The 17,642-nt window shown below is 76.3% G+C and carries 13 protein-coding genes; 8 read left to right on the forward strand and 5 right to left on the reverse strand.

The window, feature by feature from the left end; translation table 11 throughout:
* Nucleotides 1-50: 50 nt before the first annotated feature.
* Entirely contained in the window at nucleotides 51-944 is an 894-nt protein-coding gene (locus tag ABT015_RS16660; RefSeq protein WP_350879760.1) for a virginiamycin B lyase family protein, read from the forward strand.
* On the opposite strand, the gene ABT015_RS16665 is transcribed toward ABT015_RS16660, so the two are convergent.
* Genes ABT015_RS16665 through ABT015_RS16675 form a run of 3 tightly spaced genes read right to left on the reverse strand, consistent with a single transcriptional unit; the run spans nucleotide 935 to nucleotide 5,524 of the window.
* Entirely contained in the window at nucleotides 935-1,492 is a 558-nt protein-coding gene (locus tag ABT015_RS16665; protein WP_350879761.1) for a GAF domain-containing protein, read from the reverse strand. The genes ABT015_RS16660 and ABT015_RS16665 overlap by 10 nt on opposite strands.
* Nucleotides 1,476-2,417, reverse strand: coding sequence for a S8 family peptidase (locus ABT015_RS16670; protein WP_350879762.1), 942 nt, complete (start codon nucleotides 2,415-2,417; stop codon nucleotides 1,476-1,478). The genes ABT015_RS16665 and ABT015_RS16670 overlap by 17 nt, the downstream gene beginning before the upstream one ends.
* Nucleotides 2,414-5,524: an adenylate/guanylate cyclase domain-containing protein gene (locus ABT015_RS16675; RefSeq protein WP_350879763.1), complete on the reverse strand. Its 3,111-nt coding sequence runs from the start codon at nucleotides 5,522-5,524 to the stop codon at nucleotides 2,414-2,416. Before ABT015_RS16675 ends, ABT015_RS16670 begins: the two co-directional genes overlap by 4 nt.
* A 393-nt stretch (nucleotides 5,525-5,917) precedes the next feature.
* Here ABT015_RS16675 and ABT015_RS16680 point away from each other — a divergent pair, with 393 nt between their 5' ends.
* From ABT015_RS16680 to lanKC, 3 genes are all read left to right on the forward strand, one after another.
* Entirely contained in the window at nucleotides 5,918-6,091 is a 174-nt protein-coding gene (locus ABT015_RS16680; protein ID WP_350879764.1) for a hypothetical protein, read from the forward strand.
* A gap of 141 nt (nucleotides 6,092-6,232) precedes the next feature.
* The gene (locus tag ABT015_RS16685) at nucleotides 6,233-7,489 is read left to right on the forward strand and encodes an MFS transporter (protein WP_350879765.1); all 1,257 of its coding nucleotides are present in this window, start codon (nucleotides 6,233-6,235) and stop codon (nucleotides 7,487-7,489) included.
* Nucleotides 7,490-7,568: 79 nt separating this feature from the next.
* The gene (gene lanKC / locus ABT015_RS16690; protein ID WP_350879766.1) at nucleotides 7,569-10,220 is read left to right on the forward strand and encodes a class III lanthionine synthetase LanKC; all 2,652 of its coding nucleotides are present in this window, start codon (nucleotides 7,569-7,571) and stop codon (nucleotides 10,218-10,220) included.
* On the opposite strand, the gene ABT015_RS16695 is transcribed toward lanKC, so the two are convergent.
* The gene (locus tag ABT015_RS16695) at nucleotides 10,213-12,039 is read right to left on the reverse strand and encodes an AfsR/SARP family transcriptional regulator (RefSeq protein WP_350879767.1); all 1,827 of its coding nucleotides are present in this window, start codon (nucleotides 12,037-12,039) and stop codon (nucleotides 10,213-10,215) included. The two genes, lanKC and ABT015_RS16695, sit on opposite strands and share 8 nt — an antisense overlap.
* 528 nt (nucleotides 12,040-12,567) lie before the next feature.
* Between ABT015_RS16695 and ctaD the strand changes: the two genes are divergently transcribed.
* The 4 genes from ctaD (at nucleotide 12,568) to ABT015_RS16715 (ending at nucleotide 16,373) form a co-directional block, all read left to right on the forward strand.
* Entirely contained in the window at nucleotides 12,568-14,379 is a 1,812-nt protein-coding gene (ctaD, locus tag ABT015_RS16700) for an aa3-type cytochrome oxidase subunit I (RefSeq protein ID WP_502897333.1), read from the forward strand.
* 121 nt (nucleotides 14,380-14,500) lie between these two features.
* Complete coding sequence (locus ABT015_RS16705; RefSeq protein ID WP_350879769.1) at nucleotides 14,501-15,028, forward strand: hypothetical protein; 528 nt, start codon at nucleotides 14,501-14,503, stop codon at nucleotides 15,026-15,028.
* Between the two features lie 162 nt (nucleotides 15,029-15,190).
* Nucleotides 15,191-15,907, forward strand: a complete 717-nt coding sequence (locus tag ABT015_RS16710; protein WP_350879770.1) for a response regulator — start codon at nucleotides 15,191-15,193, stop codon at nucleotides 15,905-15,907.
* Between the two features lie 79 nt (nucleotides 15,908-15,986).
* Nucleotides 15,987-16,373, forward strand: coding sequence for a pyridoxamine 5'-phosphate oxidase family protein (locus tag ABT015_RS16715; RefSeq protein ID WP_350879771.1), 387 nt, complete (start codon nucleotides 15,987-15,989; stop codon nucleotides 16,371-16,373).
* On the opposite strand, the gene ABT015_RS16720 is transcribed toward ABT015_RS16715, so the two are convergent.
* Entirely contained in the window at nucleotides 16,370-17,641 is a 1,272-nt protein-coding gene (locus ABT015_RS16720; protein ID WP_350879772.1) for a calcium:cation antiporter family protein, read from the reverse strand. The genes ABT015_RS16715 and ABT015_RS16720 overlap by 4 nt on opposite strands.
* Nucleotide 17,642 lies beyond the last annotated feature (1 nt).

Consider the following 17,642-nt stretch of genomic DNA (forward strand, 5'->3'; position numbering starts at 1 on the left):
CGAGGATCGCTAATGCGACGATAGTCGCAATAGTGAGGGCGGGGGTTCGCATGGCACGGATCGCGGAGCTGATCGAGGTCGCCGAGGAGGGGGCCGGACCGTACGGGGTCGCCGTGGGGCCGGACGGGGGCGTGTGGTTCACGCTGGTGCACGCCGGGGAGATCGGACGGCTGGCGGCGGACGGCACGGTCGCGCGCTACGGCCTCGGGGCGCCGGAGTGCGGGCCCGCGGTGCTCACCGTCGGCCCGGACGGCGCGCTCTGGTTCACCCGGATGCGCGACCACCGGATCGGACGGATCGACACCGACGGGAAGGCGTCCTCCTTCCCCGTCCCGACGGCGGGCGCCGGGCCGTACGGGATCGCGGCGGGGCCCGACGGGGCGCTCTGGTTCACCGAGCTGAACGCCGACCGGATCGGGCGGATCACCGTCGAGGGCGAGGTGACGGAGTACCCGCTGCCGCGGGCCGGGGCCTTCCCGTCGTTCATCACGGCGGGCCCGGACGGCGCGCTCTGGTGCACGCTCAACCAGGCGGACGCCGTCGCCCGGATCACCGTCGGGGGCGAGGTGACCGTCCACCCGCTGCCCACCGGGGGCACCGCCCCGGTCGGGATCGCCGCCGGGGCGGACGGCGCGCTCTGGTACGTCGGCATCGGCGGCGGGCTGGTCGGCCGGATCACGGTGGACGGCGAGGTCACCGAGTACCCGCTGGCCGACCGGGCGGCCCGGCCGCACGCGATCACCTGCGGCCCGGACGGCCGGCTCTGGTTCACCGAGTGGGGCGCCGGCCGGATCGGAGTGCTCGGCCCGGACGGGCTGCTCGACGGCCACCAACTGCCCGGCCCGGCCGCCGAGCCGCACGGCATCGCCGTCGGCCCGGACGGCGCGGTGTACGCGGCGCTGGAGCGCGGATCGATCGCGAGGTTGGCGCCGCGTCAGGGCTGACGGCGCAGCAGCTCCTCCAGGTCGGCCAGCAGGTCGAGGGCGGCGGCGCGGTCGGGCACCGCCGCCGGGGCCGGGGAGCGCTCGGCGATGACCCGCAGGGCGGCGGCGGCCTGGCGGGCGAACAGGGCGAGCAGGTCCAGCTCGGGCAGGCTGGACCGGGCCTGCGGGGCCGGGTCCAGCACCTCCAGGACGCCCAGCACCCTGCTGCCGTGCGTCAGCGGTGCCGCCATCAGCGCGTTCGGAACGTACGCGGTGGACTCGGCGAAGGCCCGGTCGAAGGTGCGGTTCGCGCCCAGGTCGTCGACCACCATCGGCTCGCCCGAGGCGGCGACCCAGCCCGCGATGCCGCTGCCCGCCGGGAAGCGGCGGCCCACCAGGGACTCCTCGCCGCGCCCCGAGACGGCCTGGAACACCAGCTCCCCGGCCGCCTCGTCGAGCAGGCAGACCGAACCGGCCTCGGCACCGAAGATCGCTCGGGCCACGTCCACCACGGACTGCAGCAGTTCGCGGGCCAGCGGGTCGACGGCGGGATCAGTGCTGAGGGTCATCGGGCGCCTCCGTGATGGGGGTGGACGGGGTGGGCCCGGTCGTCGAACTCCCGCCCGGGGGACGGCGAGGACCGGCACCGGGGCCGACCTGGACGTTGGCCGCGGTGAGGTAGAGCGCGCTCTTCAGCTGGAAGGTCGTCAGCCTCGGGTGGCCGGACAGGATGCGGGCGCACAGCCCGGCGACGTACGGGGTGGCGAAGCTGTTGCCGGTGGTGCGGATGGTGGAGCCGCCGAGCCAGGGGACCCGGACGTTCTGGCCCGGGGCGAAGAACTCGACCGGCGGCGCCGGGTTGTACAGGTGCAGGGCCGGGTCCTCCTCCTGGTGGCTGCCGACCGAGATCACCGAGGAGAACCGCCAGGGGTAGCTCTCCACCGGGGTGTTGTGCGCGGAGGCGACGATCGCGGTGCGGGCGAAGAAGGCGTCGTCGGCGATCGCGTGCAGCTCCTCCAGGAAGCGGGTCCGGGTGGTGGAGAGACTGAGGTTGACGATGTCGAAGCCCTGCTCGACGGCCCAGCGCAGCCCGGTGATCAGCATGTCGCCGGTGCCGGTGAAGCGTTCGCCGAGCACCCGGACGCTGTACAGCTCGCAGTCCGGGGCGGTGCGGCGGATGATGCCCGCGCAGGCGGTGCCGTGGCCGCAGGTGTCGCCGGTGCGGTCGGGGCGGACCACCAGCTCCCGGGTCGTCGGGTCCTTGACGACCACCCAGGAGCCGTTCAGCGGGCCGACCAGCGGGTGGTCCGGCTCGATGCCGGAGTCCACGACGCACACCCGCACGCCCTTGCCGGTGCCCCCGCCGTCGAGGGCGCCGTCGGGGCCGGTGGTGTCGGGGCCGGTGGTGTCGTGGGCGGTGGTGTCGGCGAGCACCGGCAGGTCCGCGGCGGCCCGGCCGCGCAGGCTCCAGGTGAGGCCGGCCGGGCCGCTCACCGGGCGTCCCCGAGCCGCTCGGCCCGGCGCACGCCCGGCAGGTGGCCCTTGGCGGCGAACCGGTCCCGGGCGGTGGCGGCCGCGACGGCGGCCTCGGCGCGCCGGTCGAGCAGCAGCAGCGCGTGGGCGCGGTCCAGCGCGGTGAGCGCCTGGAGCAGCAGCGACTCGGTGGCCTCGGCCGCCCGCGCGGCGGCCGCGGTCAGCTCCAGGGCCGGGTCGGCCTCGCCCCGGGAGGCGGCGAGCCGGCCGCGCAGCGCGTCCAGCTCGATCGCCAGCACCGGCGGCAGCGCGGCCGCGGCGTCGACGCCGTCCAGGTGGCGGGCGGCCGGGCCCGGGCGGTCGGCGTCCAGCAGGGCGCGGGCGGTGGTGAGGGCGAGCCGGGGCAGCGGGGCGGAGTTGCCCAGCCGGCGGGCGACCTCGGCGGCGTCGGCGAGCAGGTCCAGCGCCTGCGCGGTCTGGCCGGTGGCCGCCGCGGCCTGGGCGGTCAGGGCCGGCAGCGAGATCATCGCGTCGGCCAGCGACAGCTCGCCCGCCAGGCCGTTGGCCTCGGCCAGCAGCAGTTCGGCCTCGCCGGGCCGGTCGCGCAGGGCGAGCAGGACGGCCAGCGGGCCGTTGAGCGCGACCCGCACCGTCCGGTGGCCGGCGCCGTGCCCGGCCAGCAGGGCCCGCAGCCGGAAGACGGCGTTCGGGACGGGCTCGGGGCCCGCCAGCAGGGAGGCGGCCAGCGCGGCCAGCACGGCGGCCCGGTCCAGCTCGGCGTCGGTGCGGGCGGCGTGGTCGAGGGCGTCGTCCAGCAGTCGCTCCGCCTCGGCGTGCCGGCCCGCCAGCAGGTGCTCCTCGGCCAGACGCAGCCCGGCCCGGGCCTGGCCCAGGTCGTCCCGCAGGTCGATGAAGAGCGGGAGGACGGCGCGGGCGGTGGCGGCGGGCTGCTCCGGGCCGGGCGGCAGGCCGCGCGCGGCCAGCGCGAGCCGGGCGTGCGCGGCGTCCAGCGGGTCGGCGGCCGAGTCGCGGACCTGCGCCAGGACGGGCAGGGCCTCGTCGGCCCGGCCGAGCGCCAGCCGGGCCTCGCCGAGGCGGCGCAGCGCCGGGCCGGCGGTGCGCTCGTTCGGGTAGTGCAGCCGGACGGCGCGCTCCAGCAGGTCGGTGGCGGCGGGCAGGTCGGCGTGGGCGAGGGCGTGGGCGCCGGCCACGCCGAGGGCGGCCGCCGCGCGGGTGCGCAGGGCGTCCGTCCGGGCGTCCAGCAGGCCGAGTTCGAGCCGGTAGCGGTGGGCGCGCTCCAGGTGGCCGCCGACGGCGGCGTCCCCGGCGGCGCGGACGGCCGGCAGGTCGGCGGCGCGTTCGTGGCGCTCGGCGCGGGCCCGCTTGGACATCGACTGGTAGACCGACTCCTGGACCAGGCCGCTGCTGAACCGGAAGCTGGTGCCGGCCGCTTCGACCAGGCGGCGCTCGGTCAGCCGGGCCAGCGCGGCGTGCAGCCGCGGCGGGGTGTCGTCGCCCGCGGGCAGGCCCGGGAGGCCGTCGAACGGGCCGGTGAAGACGTCGTCCTCCGGGTCGGCGAAGGCGTCCTGGTCGGCGCCGCCGTGGGCGAGCTGGGCGAGTTCGGCGGCGGTGAAGGCGCGGCCGAGCACGGCGGCCAGGTCCAGGGTGGTGCGCTCGTCGCGCTCCAGGTCGTCGATCCGCGCACTGAGCAGCGCCCGGCCGGTGGGCGGGAGTTCGTCGGCGAGCGCGGGGCCGTCCGCCTCGGTGAGGGCGGCCAGCAGCTCCTCCAGGTGCAGCGGGTTGCCCTCGGCGCGCTCCAGCAGCCGGGTCGGCACCGCGTCCTGGTGGGCGCTCAACTCCGTCAACTGGGCTGCCAGCAGCGCCGATTCGTCCCAGGACAGGCCGCCGACCGGCAGCGCCGGCAGCTCCGGGCGGGAGGCCGGCAGCTCCGGCCGGGCCAGGCACAGCAGCAGCACCGGGGCCTGGCCGAGGGCGGCGACCAGCCGCTCGACGGCGTCCAGCAGCACCGGGCCGGCCCACTGGCAGTCGTCCAGGACCAGCACGGCCGGGCGCTCGACGGTCCGCCCGCGCAGGATCGCGGCCAGCCGGTCCAGGGACTGTTCGGCGCTCACCCCGGGCGCGGTGGCCTGCGCCAGCCGGTCCAGCGCCTCGGCGGGCGCGGGCGCCCCCGGGCCGCCGAGCAGGGCCCCGACGGCCTCCGCGAGCGGGGTCAGGACGCCCTGCTCGCCGTAGCTGCGGCAGCGGCCGGTGCCGCAGCGCGCGGTGTGCCGGCCCGTCCGCTCCTGCCACTCGCGCACCAGCCGGGTCTTGCCGATCCCGGCCTCGCCGACGACCAGCAGCAGTTCGGCGCCCTGGCCGCCGGCCACCCGGACCAGCGCGGCGTCCAGCTGGGCGAGTTCACGCTCCCGCCCGACCAGCGGGACGTCGAAGCGGCGCAGCAGCTCGGGGTCGTCCTCGTCCAGCCCGACCAGGCGGTACGCGGTGACCGGCTCGGCCTTGCCCTTGAGCCGCAGCGGGCCGACCTCGTGCACCTGGGCGGCCGGCCCCGCCGCGCGCAGGGTCTGCGGGCCGATCAGCACCTGTCCGGGGGCGGCCTGGGTCTGGAGCCGGGCGGCGATGTTCACGGTCTCGCCGGAGATCAGGGCCTGGCGCGCCGAGGCGTCCGAACCCGCCACCACCTGGCCGGTGTTGACACCGATCCGGACGTCCAGGCGGACCCCGAGGGTGGCGTCCAGCTCGGTGTTGAGGTCCTCCAGGTCCTCCAGCATGGCGAGCGCGGCGGCCAGCGCCCGGTGGGCGTCGTCCTCGCGGATCACCGGGACGCCGAACACCGCCATCACCGCGTCCCCGATGAACTTCTCCAAGGTGCCGCCGTGCGCCTCGATCTGCCGGTGCATCCGTTCGAAGTAGCGCAGGATCACCTCGCGCAGCGTCTCCGGGTCGAGCGCGCCGGACAGGGCGGTGGAGTCGACCAGGTCGCAGAAGACCACCGTCACCAGCTTGCGCTCCTCGGCGGCCAGGTCGAGGGCGGCGGCCCGGGGGGTGCCGCAGGCGGGGCAGAACTGGTCGTTCGTGCTGGCGAGTTGGGCGCAGAGCGGGCAGGGCATGGTGGCAGTCCTTCGCTAGTCCTTCGCGGTGCGGGGAGTGCATCGGGGAGTGCGTGAGGTCGGGGTGCGTGAGGTCGGGGTGCGCATGGAGCCCGGGTATGCGTGGTCGGAGCCGGGCGTGCGGGCGTGCCGGGTCAGGCTCCCCGGCCCGGCTTCGGGCCCGGTTCGCGGCCGCCTTGCCGGCGGTATGGCCGCAGCCCGGGGCGGGTGCGCAGGGCCGCCGGGCGGGCTCGGCAGGCCGGACGGCGGCGCCGCCGACGCCCCGACCTGCGGCCATACCGGGGCCGTACCGGTTCGCAGGCCGTGCGCAGCCCCGCCTGCCTAACGTCCTCACCACGGCGGGCCACCACCCGTCGAACCCCCACCGATCAACCCAGCGAAAGGAGTTCGGCCATGGCCGAGAACATCGACCCGATCGTCGGCGAGGACAGCGAGGAGACCCCGGAGGTCCAGGCGCACGCCGCCAACGTCCTGGACCTCCAGGCGATGAAGGTCCTCCAGGAGGCCTCCGACGGCAGCTGCTTCAGCCTGATCAGCTACGTCAGCTCCGCCGAGACCTCCGCCTGATCAGCGGCAGGTCGAAGGTGTCCGGCGCGGGGGCGGGCGCACCACCGCCCCCGGCCGCCGGGCAGTGATTGGCTTCCGGGGCGGTCCCGCCGGTGCGGGGCCGCCCCGGCCCGATTCCACCCCCCACCCCGGAGGACGGCCATGGAGCCCACCTCGCTCTCCCGCAACCGGGACTTCCGGCTGCTCTGGGTCGGCGGCCTGATGGCCTCGCTCGGCTCCCAACTCGCCTCGATCGCCCTGCCGCTGCTCGTCCTGCGGGAGACCGGATCGGCCGCCCAGGCGGGCGCCATCGGCACCGTCTCGATCGGCGCGCTGCTGCTCACCATGCTGCCCGGCGGCGTCATCGCCGACCGGATCGAGCGGCGCCGGCTGATGCGGGTGTGCGACGTCGGCAGCCTGCTCGCCGTCACCGCGCTGGTGATCGCCGTCCTGCGCGGCCACACCCCGCTGCCGCTGGTCCTGCTGGTGGCCGCCGCCGGGGCGCTCATCACCAGCGCCTACGGGCCCGCCGCCGGCGGCCTGCTGCGCGCGGTGGTGCCGCGCGAGCAGGTCCGCGCGGCCTCGTCCCGGATGCAGGCGCGCGGCGCCGCCGCCCGGCTGGTCGGGCCGATCGCCGGCGGCGCGCTGTTCGCCTGGCACCCGGTGCTGCCGTTCCTCGCCGAGGGCGTCGGGCTGCTGCTCTCCACCGTCTGCGTCGCGCTGATGCGGACCCGCTCGGTGCCCGCCGCCAGGGGCGGCGCGGCGTTCAGCCGCGGCGAACTGACCGCCGGGCTCAGCTTCATCTGGCGCCAGCCCTACCTGCGCACCCTGCTGCTGATCTTCGGGCTCGGGATGAACTTCGCGTTCAGCGCGCTGATGTTCACCACCCTGGCCGTGGCCTCCGACGGCGGCCGCTCCGGGATCGGCGGCGGCACGGTGGTCTCCTGCACCGCGGCCGGCGCCCTGGCCGGCGCGCTGCTCGCCCCGAGGCTGGAGGCCAGGGCGCGCCCCGGGGTGCGCGACGGCAGGCTGGTGGCGCTCAGCTGCTGGGCGGCCGCCGCCACCGCCGGGGTGCTGGTGCTCACCCGGATCCCGCTGCTGATCGGGCTGCTCTGCGCGGTGTGCATGTGCCTGTCCACGGTCGCCAGCATCGGCTTCGTCTCCGGCATGCTGCTCGCCGCGCCGCCCGACCGGATCGGCCGGGTGCAGAGCGCCGCCGGTTTCCTGTCCACCCTGGTCCAGCCGTTCGGCCCGCTGGTGGGCGGCGCGCTGCTCGGCGCCCTGGGCGGTACCCGGACCTTCGCCCTGCTGGCGCTCGCCATCTCGCTCTGCGCGGCCGTCGTCACCTGGGCGCCGCCGGTCCGGCGCGGCCCGGCGCCGGCCCCGACACCGCTACCCGCGCCCGCACCCGCGGGCTGAACCGTTCGGCGGCCCGGGAGACGAGCGACCCGGAGAGCTTGGACGAGCCCGGAAGACGACCCGGAAGAGGAGGCGCGCCATGGCCGGCGCCCAGGAGACCCAGCTGTACTGCCTCGCCGATCCGACGTACTACGACACCCCCGGCCGGCTCCGCGACCGGGCCGGCCGGTACCGGCTGGGGCTCGGCGCACCGCCCGCGGGGTGGCGGCGCGAGCGGCGCGGGCTGTGGACGGCGCTGCGGCCGGACGGCGCCCGGCTGCCGGAGCAGGGCTGGAAGATCCACGTCTCGACCGTGCCGGAGGAGGCCGAGGCGACCCTGCGGGCCGTCGCGCGGATCTGCCTGGCACGCCGCACGACGTTCAAGTTCCTGCGCAGCGACGAGGCGCTGCGGGTCGCGAACGGCAAGTACATGGGGCGCGGCAGCAGCGGCAAGTTCGTCACCGTCTACCCGGGGTCGGAGGAGGAGTTCCTGGCCGTGGCGGCGGAGCTGGCCGAGGTGCTGGCGGGCCGCCTGGGGCCGTACGTGCTCACCGACCTGCGGATCGGGACGGCGCCGGTGTACGTGCGCTACGGCGCGTTCGTCGAGCTGTGGTGCCAGGACGAGGACGGGCGGGCGGTACCCGCGCTGCGCGACCCGTCCGGCGAGCTGGTCCCCGACCGGCGCGACCCGGTGTTCCAGCTGCCCGCCTGGGTCGAACCGCCCGAGGAGCTGCGCCCGCACCTGGCCGCCCGGGAGGCGGCCGGCGGCGACCTGCCGTACCGGATCGTCGAGGTGCTGCAGTTCTCCAACGCGGGCGGGATCTACCTCGCCGAGCACCGGACCACCGGGGAGCGGGTGGTGCTGCGCGAGGCCCGCCCGCACGCCGGGCTGGACGCCGCCGGGGACGACGCCGTCACCCGGCTGCGGCGCGAGCAGTGGGCGCTGGAACGGCTCGCCGGCCTGGACTGCGTGCCCCGGCTGCACGAGGTCCGGACGGTCTGGGAGCACACCTTCCTGGTCCAGGAGCACATCGAGGGCGTCCAGCTGTTCGCCGAGGCGATCCGCCGTTACCCGCTGGTGCACCAGAACTGCACCGCCGGGCAGCGCGCCGAGTACGCGCACTGGGTGGCCGGGGTCGTGGCCGGGCTGGAGAAGGCGCTCGGTGCCCTGCACGAGCGGGGCGTCCGGTTCGGCGACCTGCACCCGGCCAATGTGATCGTCCGTCCGGACGGTTCGGTGGTGCTCGTCGACTTCGAGTACGCGGAGGAACTCACCGGCCGCCGTGTCCCGCTCGCCGGCGCAGGCGCGCTGCAGCCCCCGCCCGGGCTCGACGGGGCCGACGCCGACCGCCACATGCTCTGGGCCACCTGGCTGATGCTGCTGATGCCCGTGATGGAGCTGGCCGAACGCGATCCCGGCAAGCTGCCCGCGCTGGAACGGCGGGCACGGCACTGGTTCGGCCTCGGGCCGGAGGACGGGCCGGTACGGCCGGGCGCCGTGGCACCGGTGGCGCCGGTGGAACCGGTCGGTGAACGGCGGGTCCGCGAACTCCTCGCCGGGCCCGCCCTCGACGCCGCCAGGAACGAACTCGTCGCCGGCATCCACGCCGGGGCCACCCCCGACCGGCCGGACCGGCTCTTCCCCGGCGACCCGGCCGGATTCGCCGACGGCGGCACCGGCGTCGCCCACGGCGCCGCCGGCGTGCTGTACGCGCTGCACCGCGCCGGGGCGCCCTGCCCCGACGAGTACGCGGACTGGCTGATCGCGGCGATGCGGCGGCGCGGCCCGAGGCCGGGTGCGGGCGGGCTCTTCGACGGGCCGCTCGGCGTGGCAGCCGTGCTCGCCCGGGTCGGCCGCGGCGACGAGGCCGCCGAACTGGCCGCGCAGGCCCGGCAGGCCCGGCCCGCGCCCACCGTCGCCCTCCACGGCGGCCGGGCCGGCGCCGCGCTCGCCCGGCTGCGGCTCGCGGACGCCCTCGGCAGCCGGCGCGAACTCGCGGACGCCCTCGCCGACGCGCGGGCGCTCGACGCGGTGCTGCGCGGGCAGACCGTCCCGGGCCTCGGCGCGCCGACGGCGGCCGGACTGCTGTACGGCCTGGCCGGGATCGCCCTCGTCCAGCTGCGGCTGTACCAGCGGACCGGTGAGGACTGGCTGCTGGCCTCCGGGCGCGAGGCGCTGGGGCGGGCCGTGGCGCAGTGCGTGCGGGTGCCCGACGGGTCGGCCCAGGTCCTCGACCGGGGGCGGCGGCTCGCCTACCTCGACCGCGGCAGCAGCGGGATCGCGCTCGTCGCCCGGGAGTACCAGGCGCTCGGCGGCAGCAGGTGGGAGGAGTTCGCGGGGTCGGAGGAGTTCGCGGGGTCGGAGGGGTTCGGCGGGTTCCGGGAGTTCGGCGGGTCCGAGGAGTTCCTCGCCGACGTGCGGCGGGTGTGCGCACCCGGATTCGTCCGCGAGCCCGGGCTGTTCCGGGGCCGCGCCGGGCTGCTGCTGGCGCTGGACCGGCTGGGCGGGGCGGCCGCCCGGGACGCCGTCCGCGAGCAGGTCCGCAAGCTCCAGTGGCACCTGGTCGCGCGGCCGGAGGGGCTGCTCGTCCCCGGGATGCGGCTGCGCCGGTTCTCGGCGGACCTGCACACCGGGGCGGCGGGCGTCCTGCTGGCCCTGCGGGCCGTCGAACAGGGCCTGGAGGGTGGGGAGTTGCTGGACGTGCTGACGCTCGGCCCAAGGGGCTCCGGCCGGCGCGGCGGGCTCAGTTGAGGCTGTCGGCCAGTACGGTGCTGTGCTCGCGGGCGTGCAGGTGGGTGAGGCGGGGGAGGGCGTAGAGGGCGGCGTGGGCGGTGACCTCGCCGGTGGGGGAGGTGACGGCGCCGGTGTCGGTGAGGGCCTCCAGGGTGCGCAGGGCGAGGCGTTCGGGGCGGCCGAGGGCGGCGGCGGCCTCGGGGAGGGTGAACAGCAGGGAGAGCGGGAGGGCGGCGAGCCGGCCGAGGGCGAGGCGGCCCTGGTCGGTGAGGTCGCGCCAGCCGGAGTCGAGGCGGGCGCGGACGGTGACGTCCCCGGCGACGAGTTCGTCCAGGGCGCCGGCCGGGTCGGCGAGGCGGGCCGCGTACTCGGCGAGCGGCAGGTGGCGCAGGACGGCGAGCCGGGTGCCGGCGACCCGGACGGCGAGCGGCAGCAGCCCGCAGGCCTCGACGATCCGGGCGGCGGCCGCGCGGTCGGTGCCGGTCCGGCCGGTGCCGACGATCCGGCCGAGCAGGTCGAGCGCCTCGGCGGGGGCGAAGGGCGGCACGGTGACCCGGTGCACCGAGGCCAGTCCGGCGAGTTGGCTGCGCGAGGTGACGAGGGTGGCGCTCGGGCCGAAGCCCGGCAGCAGTTCGCGGACCACGGCCTCGCCGGGGGCGTCGTCGAGGATCAGCAGCATCCGGCGTCCGGCCAGGGAGGCGCGCCAGAGGGCGGCGGCCTGGGCCGGGTCGGCCGGTCTGGGGCCGGATCGGCCGGTGAGGGCGGCGAGTTCGGCGAGGATGTCGGCGAGCGGGCGCGGGGCGCCGTCCTCGGTGCGCAGCCGGAGCAGCAGCCGGCCGTCGGGGAAGCGGTCGGCGAGCAGGTGCCCGGCGTGCACGGCGAGGGCGGTCTTGCCGACGCCGGCCGGCCCGGAGAGGACCGCGACGCGCTCGCCGCCCTCCGCCAACGCGTCGATCAGCTCCCGCAGTTCGTGGCTCCGGCCGGTGAAGTCGGTGGTGTCGGCGGGCAGCAGCGCGCCGCTCGGGCCCGGGTGCTGCGCCGGCCGGGCGGTGGCGGGGCGGGCCGGGCCGTGGGCGAGCAGCTGCCGGTAGCGGGCGGTCAGGGCGGGGCTGGGTTCGAGGCCCAACTCGCGGGCGAGCAGCTGGCGGTGGGTGTCGTAGACGGCGAGCGCCTCGGCCTGCCGTCCGGACAGGTGCAGGGCGTTCATCCGGGCGGCCTGGAGACGTTCGCGCAGCGGGTGGCGCTCGGCCGGCTCGGCGAGCTCTTCGGCGACGGCGGTGGCGTTGCCGAGCTCCAACTCGGTCTCCGCCCAGTCCTCGTGGACGCCGAGGCAGCGGGCCTCCAGCCGGTCGGCCTCGGCCTGGACGGCGGGCGAGCAGCGCAGGTCGGCGAGCGGCGGGCCCTGCCACAGGTCGAGGGCCTGGCGCAGCAGCCGGGCGGCGGGGGCGAGCGCGCCGCTGTCGGCGGCGGCCCGGCCGGCCCGGGCGAGGGCGCGGAACTGCAGGACGTCGAGCTCGGGTTCGGCGACCCGCAGCAGGTAGCCGCCGGCGGTGTGGACCAGCCGTTCGGGCCCGGGGTCGCGGCCGAGCAGGGTGCGCAGGGTGCAGATGTAGACCTGGAGGTTCTTGCGGGCGGTGCGCGGCGGCTCCTCGGGCCAGACCGCGTCGGTGAGCAGGTCGACCGGGACGGCCGTGTTGGCGCGGCTCAGCAGGACGGCCAGCACCAGCCGCTGCTTCAGCGGGCCGAGGGCGAGCGGGCGGCCGTCCGTTTCGCCGGTCAGCGGGCCGAGGACGGAGAAGCGCGGCCGGGTGGGGGCGGCGGGCTGGGCCAGGGGCATCGGCGTACCTCCGGGGCGTGGGTGGGGGTCAGGGCGTGTCCGAGCGGGGGCGTGACCGGTGCGGTGCGGGCGTGGCCGCAGGCTACTTGACGGCCGATCCGATCTGTAGGGCACGGAATCGGCCTGTTTCGGTCACGCGACCCTCACACTTCGGGCACCTGGGGGAGGCGGCATCCGGGGGAGGGGGCGGCCGGGTGTGGCGGCGGCCGGCGGGCGCGGTGTCGTGGCCGGTGGGGTGGGGTGGGAGGGGCCGGCGGGGTGCGGTGGAGGGCCGGGGCCGGGGGTGCGGGCCCCGGGGCGGGCGGGGCCGGGCGGGGGCGGTCCGGGGCGGGGGCGCCGGGGCGGTTCCGGCGTTCCTCCAGCGGTGCTCGTCGGCGCGGTGAGCGCCGCCCGAGGGGCCGGGGAGGGACCGACGGCCACCGGAGGTCCCGGTCCGGGTGCCGGAACGCGGGCCGTGCGGCCCCGGGGGCGCGGGCCGAACGGCCCTAGGGGCTGGGGGCGGTCCGTTCGGATCATGGATCGCCAGCCATTCGCACGACGTTCCTAAGGAGTGCGTCCTTGAGCGCCACCCCGGCACAGGGCGACCCCACGCCACCGCCAACCTCCGTACCGCAGCCGTCGGTTCGGCCGAAACGGCCCGGTTCGGCCGTGGTCAGACTGCTGACCACCACCGACCACAAGACGATCGGCTCCATGTACCTGGTGTCGGCGTTCGGGTTCTTCCTGATCGGCGGTGTCCTGGCGCTGGTCATGCGCGCCGAACTCGCCCGGCCCGGAACGCAGATCCTCTCCAACGAGCAGTTCAACCAGGCCTTCACCATGCACGGCTCGGTGATGCTGCTGCTCTTCGCGATGCCGCTGTTCACCGGCTTCGCCAACTGGATCATGCCGTTGCAGATCGGCGCCCCGGACGTCGCCTTCCCGCGCCTGAACATGCTGTCCTTCTGGCTGTTCATGTTCGGCTCGCTGATCGCCGCCGCCGGCTTCGCGACCCCGCAGGGCGCCGCCGACTTCGGCTGGTTCCTCTACGCGCCGCTGTCCGACGCCGTCCACTCGCCCAGCGTCGGCGCCGACATGTGGATCATGGGCGTGACGCTCTCCGGCTTCGGCAGCATCCTCGGCGCCGTCAACTTCATCACCACGATCATCTGCATGCGCGCACCCGGACTGACCATGTTCCGGATGTCCATCTTCTGCTGGAACGTGCTGCTCACCTCGGTGCTGGTGCTGCTGGTCTTCCCCGTCCTCGCCGCCGCCCTGCTCGCCCTCGAGTGCGACCGCAAGTTCGGCTCGCACGTCTTCGACCCGGCCAACGGCGGGGCGATGCTCTGGCAACACCTGTTCTGGTTCTTCGGCCATCCCGAGGTGTACATCCTGGCGCTGCCGTTCTTCGGGATCATCTCCGAGATCATCCCGGTCTTCAGCCGCAAGCCGATGTTCGGCTACGCGGGGCTGATCGCCGCCACCGTCGCCATCGCCGGCCTGTCGGTGACGGTGTGGGCGCACCACATGTACGTCACCGGGCAGGTGCTGCTGCCGTTCTTCTCCTTCATGACCTTCCTCATCGCCGTCCCGACCGGGGTCAAGTTCTTCAACTGGGTCGGCACCATGTGGAAGGGCTCGCTCAGCTTCGAGACACCGATGCTGTGGACGGTCGGCTTCCTGGTCACCTTCCTGTTCGGCGGCCTCACCGGCGTGCTGCTCGCCGCCCCGCCGATCGACTTCCACGTCTCCGACTCGTACTTCGTCGTCGCCCACTTCCACTACACGCTGTTCGGCACCGTGGTCTACGCGATGTTCGCCGGCTTCCACTTCTGGTGGCCCAAGATGACCGGCAAGAAGCTGGACGAGCGGCTCGGCCGGATCACCTTCTGGACGCTCACCGTCGGCTTCCACGGCACCTTCCTGGTCCAGCACTGGCTCGGCGCCGAGGGCATGCCCCGCCGCTACGCCGACTACCTGGCCTCGGACGGCTTCACCACGCTCAACACCCTGTCCACCATCTTCTCCTTCCTGCTCGGGCTGTCGATCCTGCCGTTCCTCTACAACATCTGGAAGACGGCCAAGTACGGCGAGAAGGTCGAGGCCGACGACCCGTGGGGCTACGGCCGCTCGCTGGAGTGGGCCACCTCCTGCCCGCCGCCCCGGCACAACTTCGTCCGGCTGCCGAGGATCCGCTCCGAATCCCCGGCCTTCGACCTGCACCACCCCGACATCGCGGCCCTGGACGTCCTGGAGAACACCGGCAAGCCCGCCACCCACCTGGGCGACGTGAGCCCGGCCAAGTACGACCTGCCGCACACCAGGGCGGAGCGGGCGCGGTCCGCCGTGGACAGCTGACCCGAGGCCGGGCGCGCCCCGGCCACCCGCGCCGAACACCCACCCCGACCGCCGTCTCCGCCCGCGCCCCCGTCACGGGCGGGGACGGCCCCCTCCCCTCGCGACCTGGAAGGCCGGCCCCATGACCCACACCGTCCTCGCCATCGGCACCGCCGCGCTCACCGCGAGCGGCTGCGTCTGGTACCTGCCCGCCATCGCCGACCTCCAGGCCGGCGCCGACCGGCCCCGCTCCACCCGCACGGCCGCGGCCGCCTGCGTCCTGTGGTGGGCCGCCCTCGCCATGGCCGGCGGGCTGCTGCTCGCCGTGCCCGACTGGCGGCCCGCCGCGCAGATCGCCCTCGCCGGGCTGGTCGGCGGCGTGGCGCTGAGGGTCCGCGCCCGGTGGGACCGGCGCGGGGAGCAGCACGAGGCCGCCGCCCGCTGGGCGGCCCTGGGCGCCCGGCCGGCGCCGCGCTCCGGCCGCCCCGCCGCCGTCACCCTCGCGGGGTGGCTGGTCGTCGGCGCCGCCGTCGCCTCGCTGGGGGCGGTGGCGATCCTGCTGTCGGACGAGGGCGCCGTCGGCTCCCGGGTGATGCTCGCGGCGGTCAGCGGGGCCGGGGTGGCGCTGGCCTTCCTGCTGGCGGGCCTCGGCAGCGCGCGGCGGCGCTGACGGCCCCTCCAGCCCGGGCGGCGCGGCTCCTCCGGGGGCCGCGCCGCCCGCGCGCTCGCCCGGAATGGGGTCGTTGGGCCCTGGGCCCTGCGGCGGCCGGTGGGCGATGATGCCCTGGGCCCTGCCGGGAGTGTGCGGGGGTGACGAAGGTGGAGCCGCGTGATGGCGACCAAGACGGCGGGCGCCGGGGCACCGGCGCCGGTGCGGGTGTTCCTGCTGGACGACCACGAGGTGGTGCGCCGCGGAGTGCACGACCTGCTGGACGGCGAGCCCGATCTGGAGGTGGTCGGCGAGGCCGCCACCGCCGAGCAGGCGCTCGTCCGGGTGCCCGCGCTGCGGCCCGACGTGGCGGTGCTGGACGTCCGGCTGGGCGACGGCGACGGGGTGTCGGTCTGCCGTGAACTGCGCTCCCGGATGCCCGGCCTGGCCTGCCTGATGCTGACCTCCTTCGACGACGAGGAGGCGCTGCTGGACGCCGTCATGGCGGGCGCCGCCGGGTACGTGCTCAAGCAGATCAGCGGCACCGACCTGGTGGCCGCCGTGCGGACCGTCGCCTCCGGCCGCTCGATGCTGGACCCGGGCGCCGCCACCCGGCTGCTCAACCGCCTGCGCAGCGACGCCGAGCCCGCGCAGCCCGTCACCACCGGGCCCGCGCTGACCGCGCGCGAGCAGGAGGTGCTGGCGCTGATCGGGGAGGGCCTGACCAACCGGCAGATCGGCGAACGGCTCTACCTGGCCGAGAAGACGGTGAAGAACCACGTGTCGCGGCTGCTCGCCAAGCTGGGTGTGGAACGGCGGGTGCAGGCCGCGCTGATCTCCACCGAACTGCGCCAGGCCGCCGCCGCGCAGCCGGCGCACCTGCGCTCCCTCCGGGGCTGACGCGACGTCCGGGCCCGGGACCCCCGGCGGGACCATCGGCCCTCGCGGCGCCGCCACCGCCGGGGCGAGCATCGAGGGCATGAACGGTGATCACGACCTGCTCGAACTGGACCGGGAGCGGGCGCTGGAACTGCTGGCCAGGGCTGCGGTCGGCCGGGTGGTCTATACCATCCGCGCCCTCCCGGCGGTGCTGCCGGTGTCCTTCCGGCTCGACCTCTCGGACGGCGGCGGAGTGCTGCTCTCGGCCCCGGCCGGCTCCGAACTCGCCCGGGCCGTGGACGACGCCGTGATCGCCTTCGAGGCCGACGAGGTGGACGGCGTGGACGGCTCCGGCTGGTACGTGACCGTCCTCGGCCGCGCCCAGGTCGGCCCCGCCGCCGGCCGCACCCCCGGGGCCGTCCGGATCCGCATCCGCCCCGAACTCGTCGTCGGCCGCCGCCTGCCACCGCGCACGGACAGGGCCTAGTGTGGATCGCCCTCGATGCGGCCCGCCAAGGCGCGTACGGTGGGCGGGAGTTGGCGCAGTCGCACGGCGAGCAGCGGGACGGCCAGGGCGAGGTAGACCCAGCTGAGGGCGACCCGGGCGGACTCGCCGGGGAGGGCGAACTGGACGGCGAACAGGGCGAACAGCAGCCCGGCCTTCCAGGGCAGGAACCGCAGGTCGAGCAGGAGCACCACGGCCAGGACGGTCTGCGCGGCGGTCAGCAGCACCTCGTCCACCTGGCGTTCGACCAGCGGGAGGGAGGCCGCGCCGCCGCCGGCCAGGTAGGCGAACGGGAGGCAGCCGATCAGCAGCGTCCACTGGTTGACCTTGCTGGAGAGCAGCGCGCCGAGGCCGTCGTCCCCGCGCAGCCGCCAGGCGAAGACGACCGCGACGATCAGCTCGGGCGCCTCGGAGGCGAGCGGGGCCAGCCACTGCACCAGCAGGAAGCGGTCGATGCCGAGCGAGGCGCCGGCGTCGACCAGCGAGGTGGCGAAGGGCTCGGCGCAGGCGAAGATCACCCCGGCCGCGACCGCGAACACCAGGACGGTGGTCGCCCGGCGGCGCTGCCGCGGGAGGGCGGCCAACCGGGCCGGGACGCCGATGAGTTCCTCCTCGTCCTCCTCGCCGCAGCGGCTGACCCGGAAGAGGTAGTAGCCGTACCAGGCGATCAGGACGACCGCGAGCACCCAGGAGATCTGCCGGGTCAGCGGCATCACGAAGGCCACCAGGGCGGCGGCGCCGAGGAAGGCGGTGTCGATCCGGCGGTGCTCCCGCAGGGTGATCCCGGAGGCGGCGCCGCGCCGCCGGGCGGCGAAGTAGGAGGCCAGGGCGACCAGCGGCCAGCCGACGCCGACCAGCAGCCGGTTGGCGCCGGTCATGTTGGCGGCCGCGTAGGCGGCGTACTCAGGCCGGGTGCCGGCCGCGTACGCGAAGTAGAGGTCGACGGCGTACTCGGGCAGGACGGCGATGAACGCCAGCAGGGCCAGGGCGAGCGGGCCGGAGATGTCGGCCCGGGCGGTCTCCGCGGCCCACATCAGCAGGAGCGCCGCCGCCAGGACGCCGAGGCCGAAGACCACCATGCCGGGCACGGGCGCCAGGTGCACCCCGGCCAGCCGCAGCACCACGGAGGGCAGCGCGCCGGCCACGGCGGCCCCGATCCGCAGGGCCGTCACGGATCCGCTGGGCGGCTGCGCCGACGGGATCTCGGCGGGGCCCGGTGGGGTGGCGGTCGCGGGTGACTTCTGGGCCATC

Origin of the sequence: Kitasatospora sp. NPDC094016 (assembly GCF_040304045.1) — a bacterium.
Lineage (GTDB): Bacteria > Actinomycetota > Actinomycetes > Streptomycetales > Streptomycetaceae > Kitasatospora.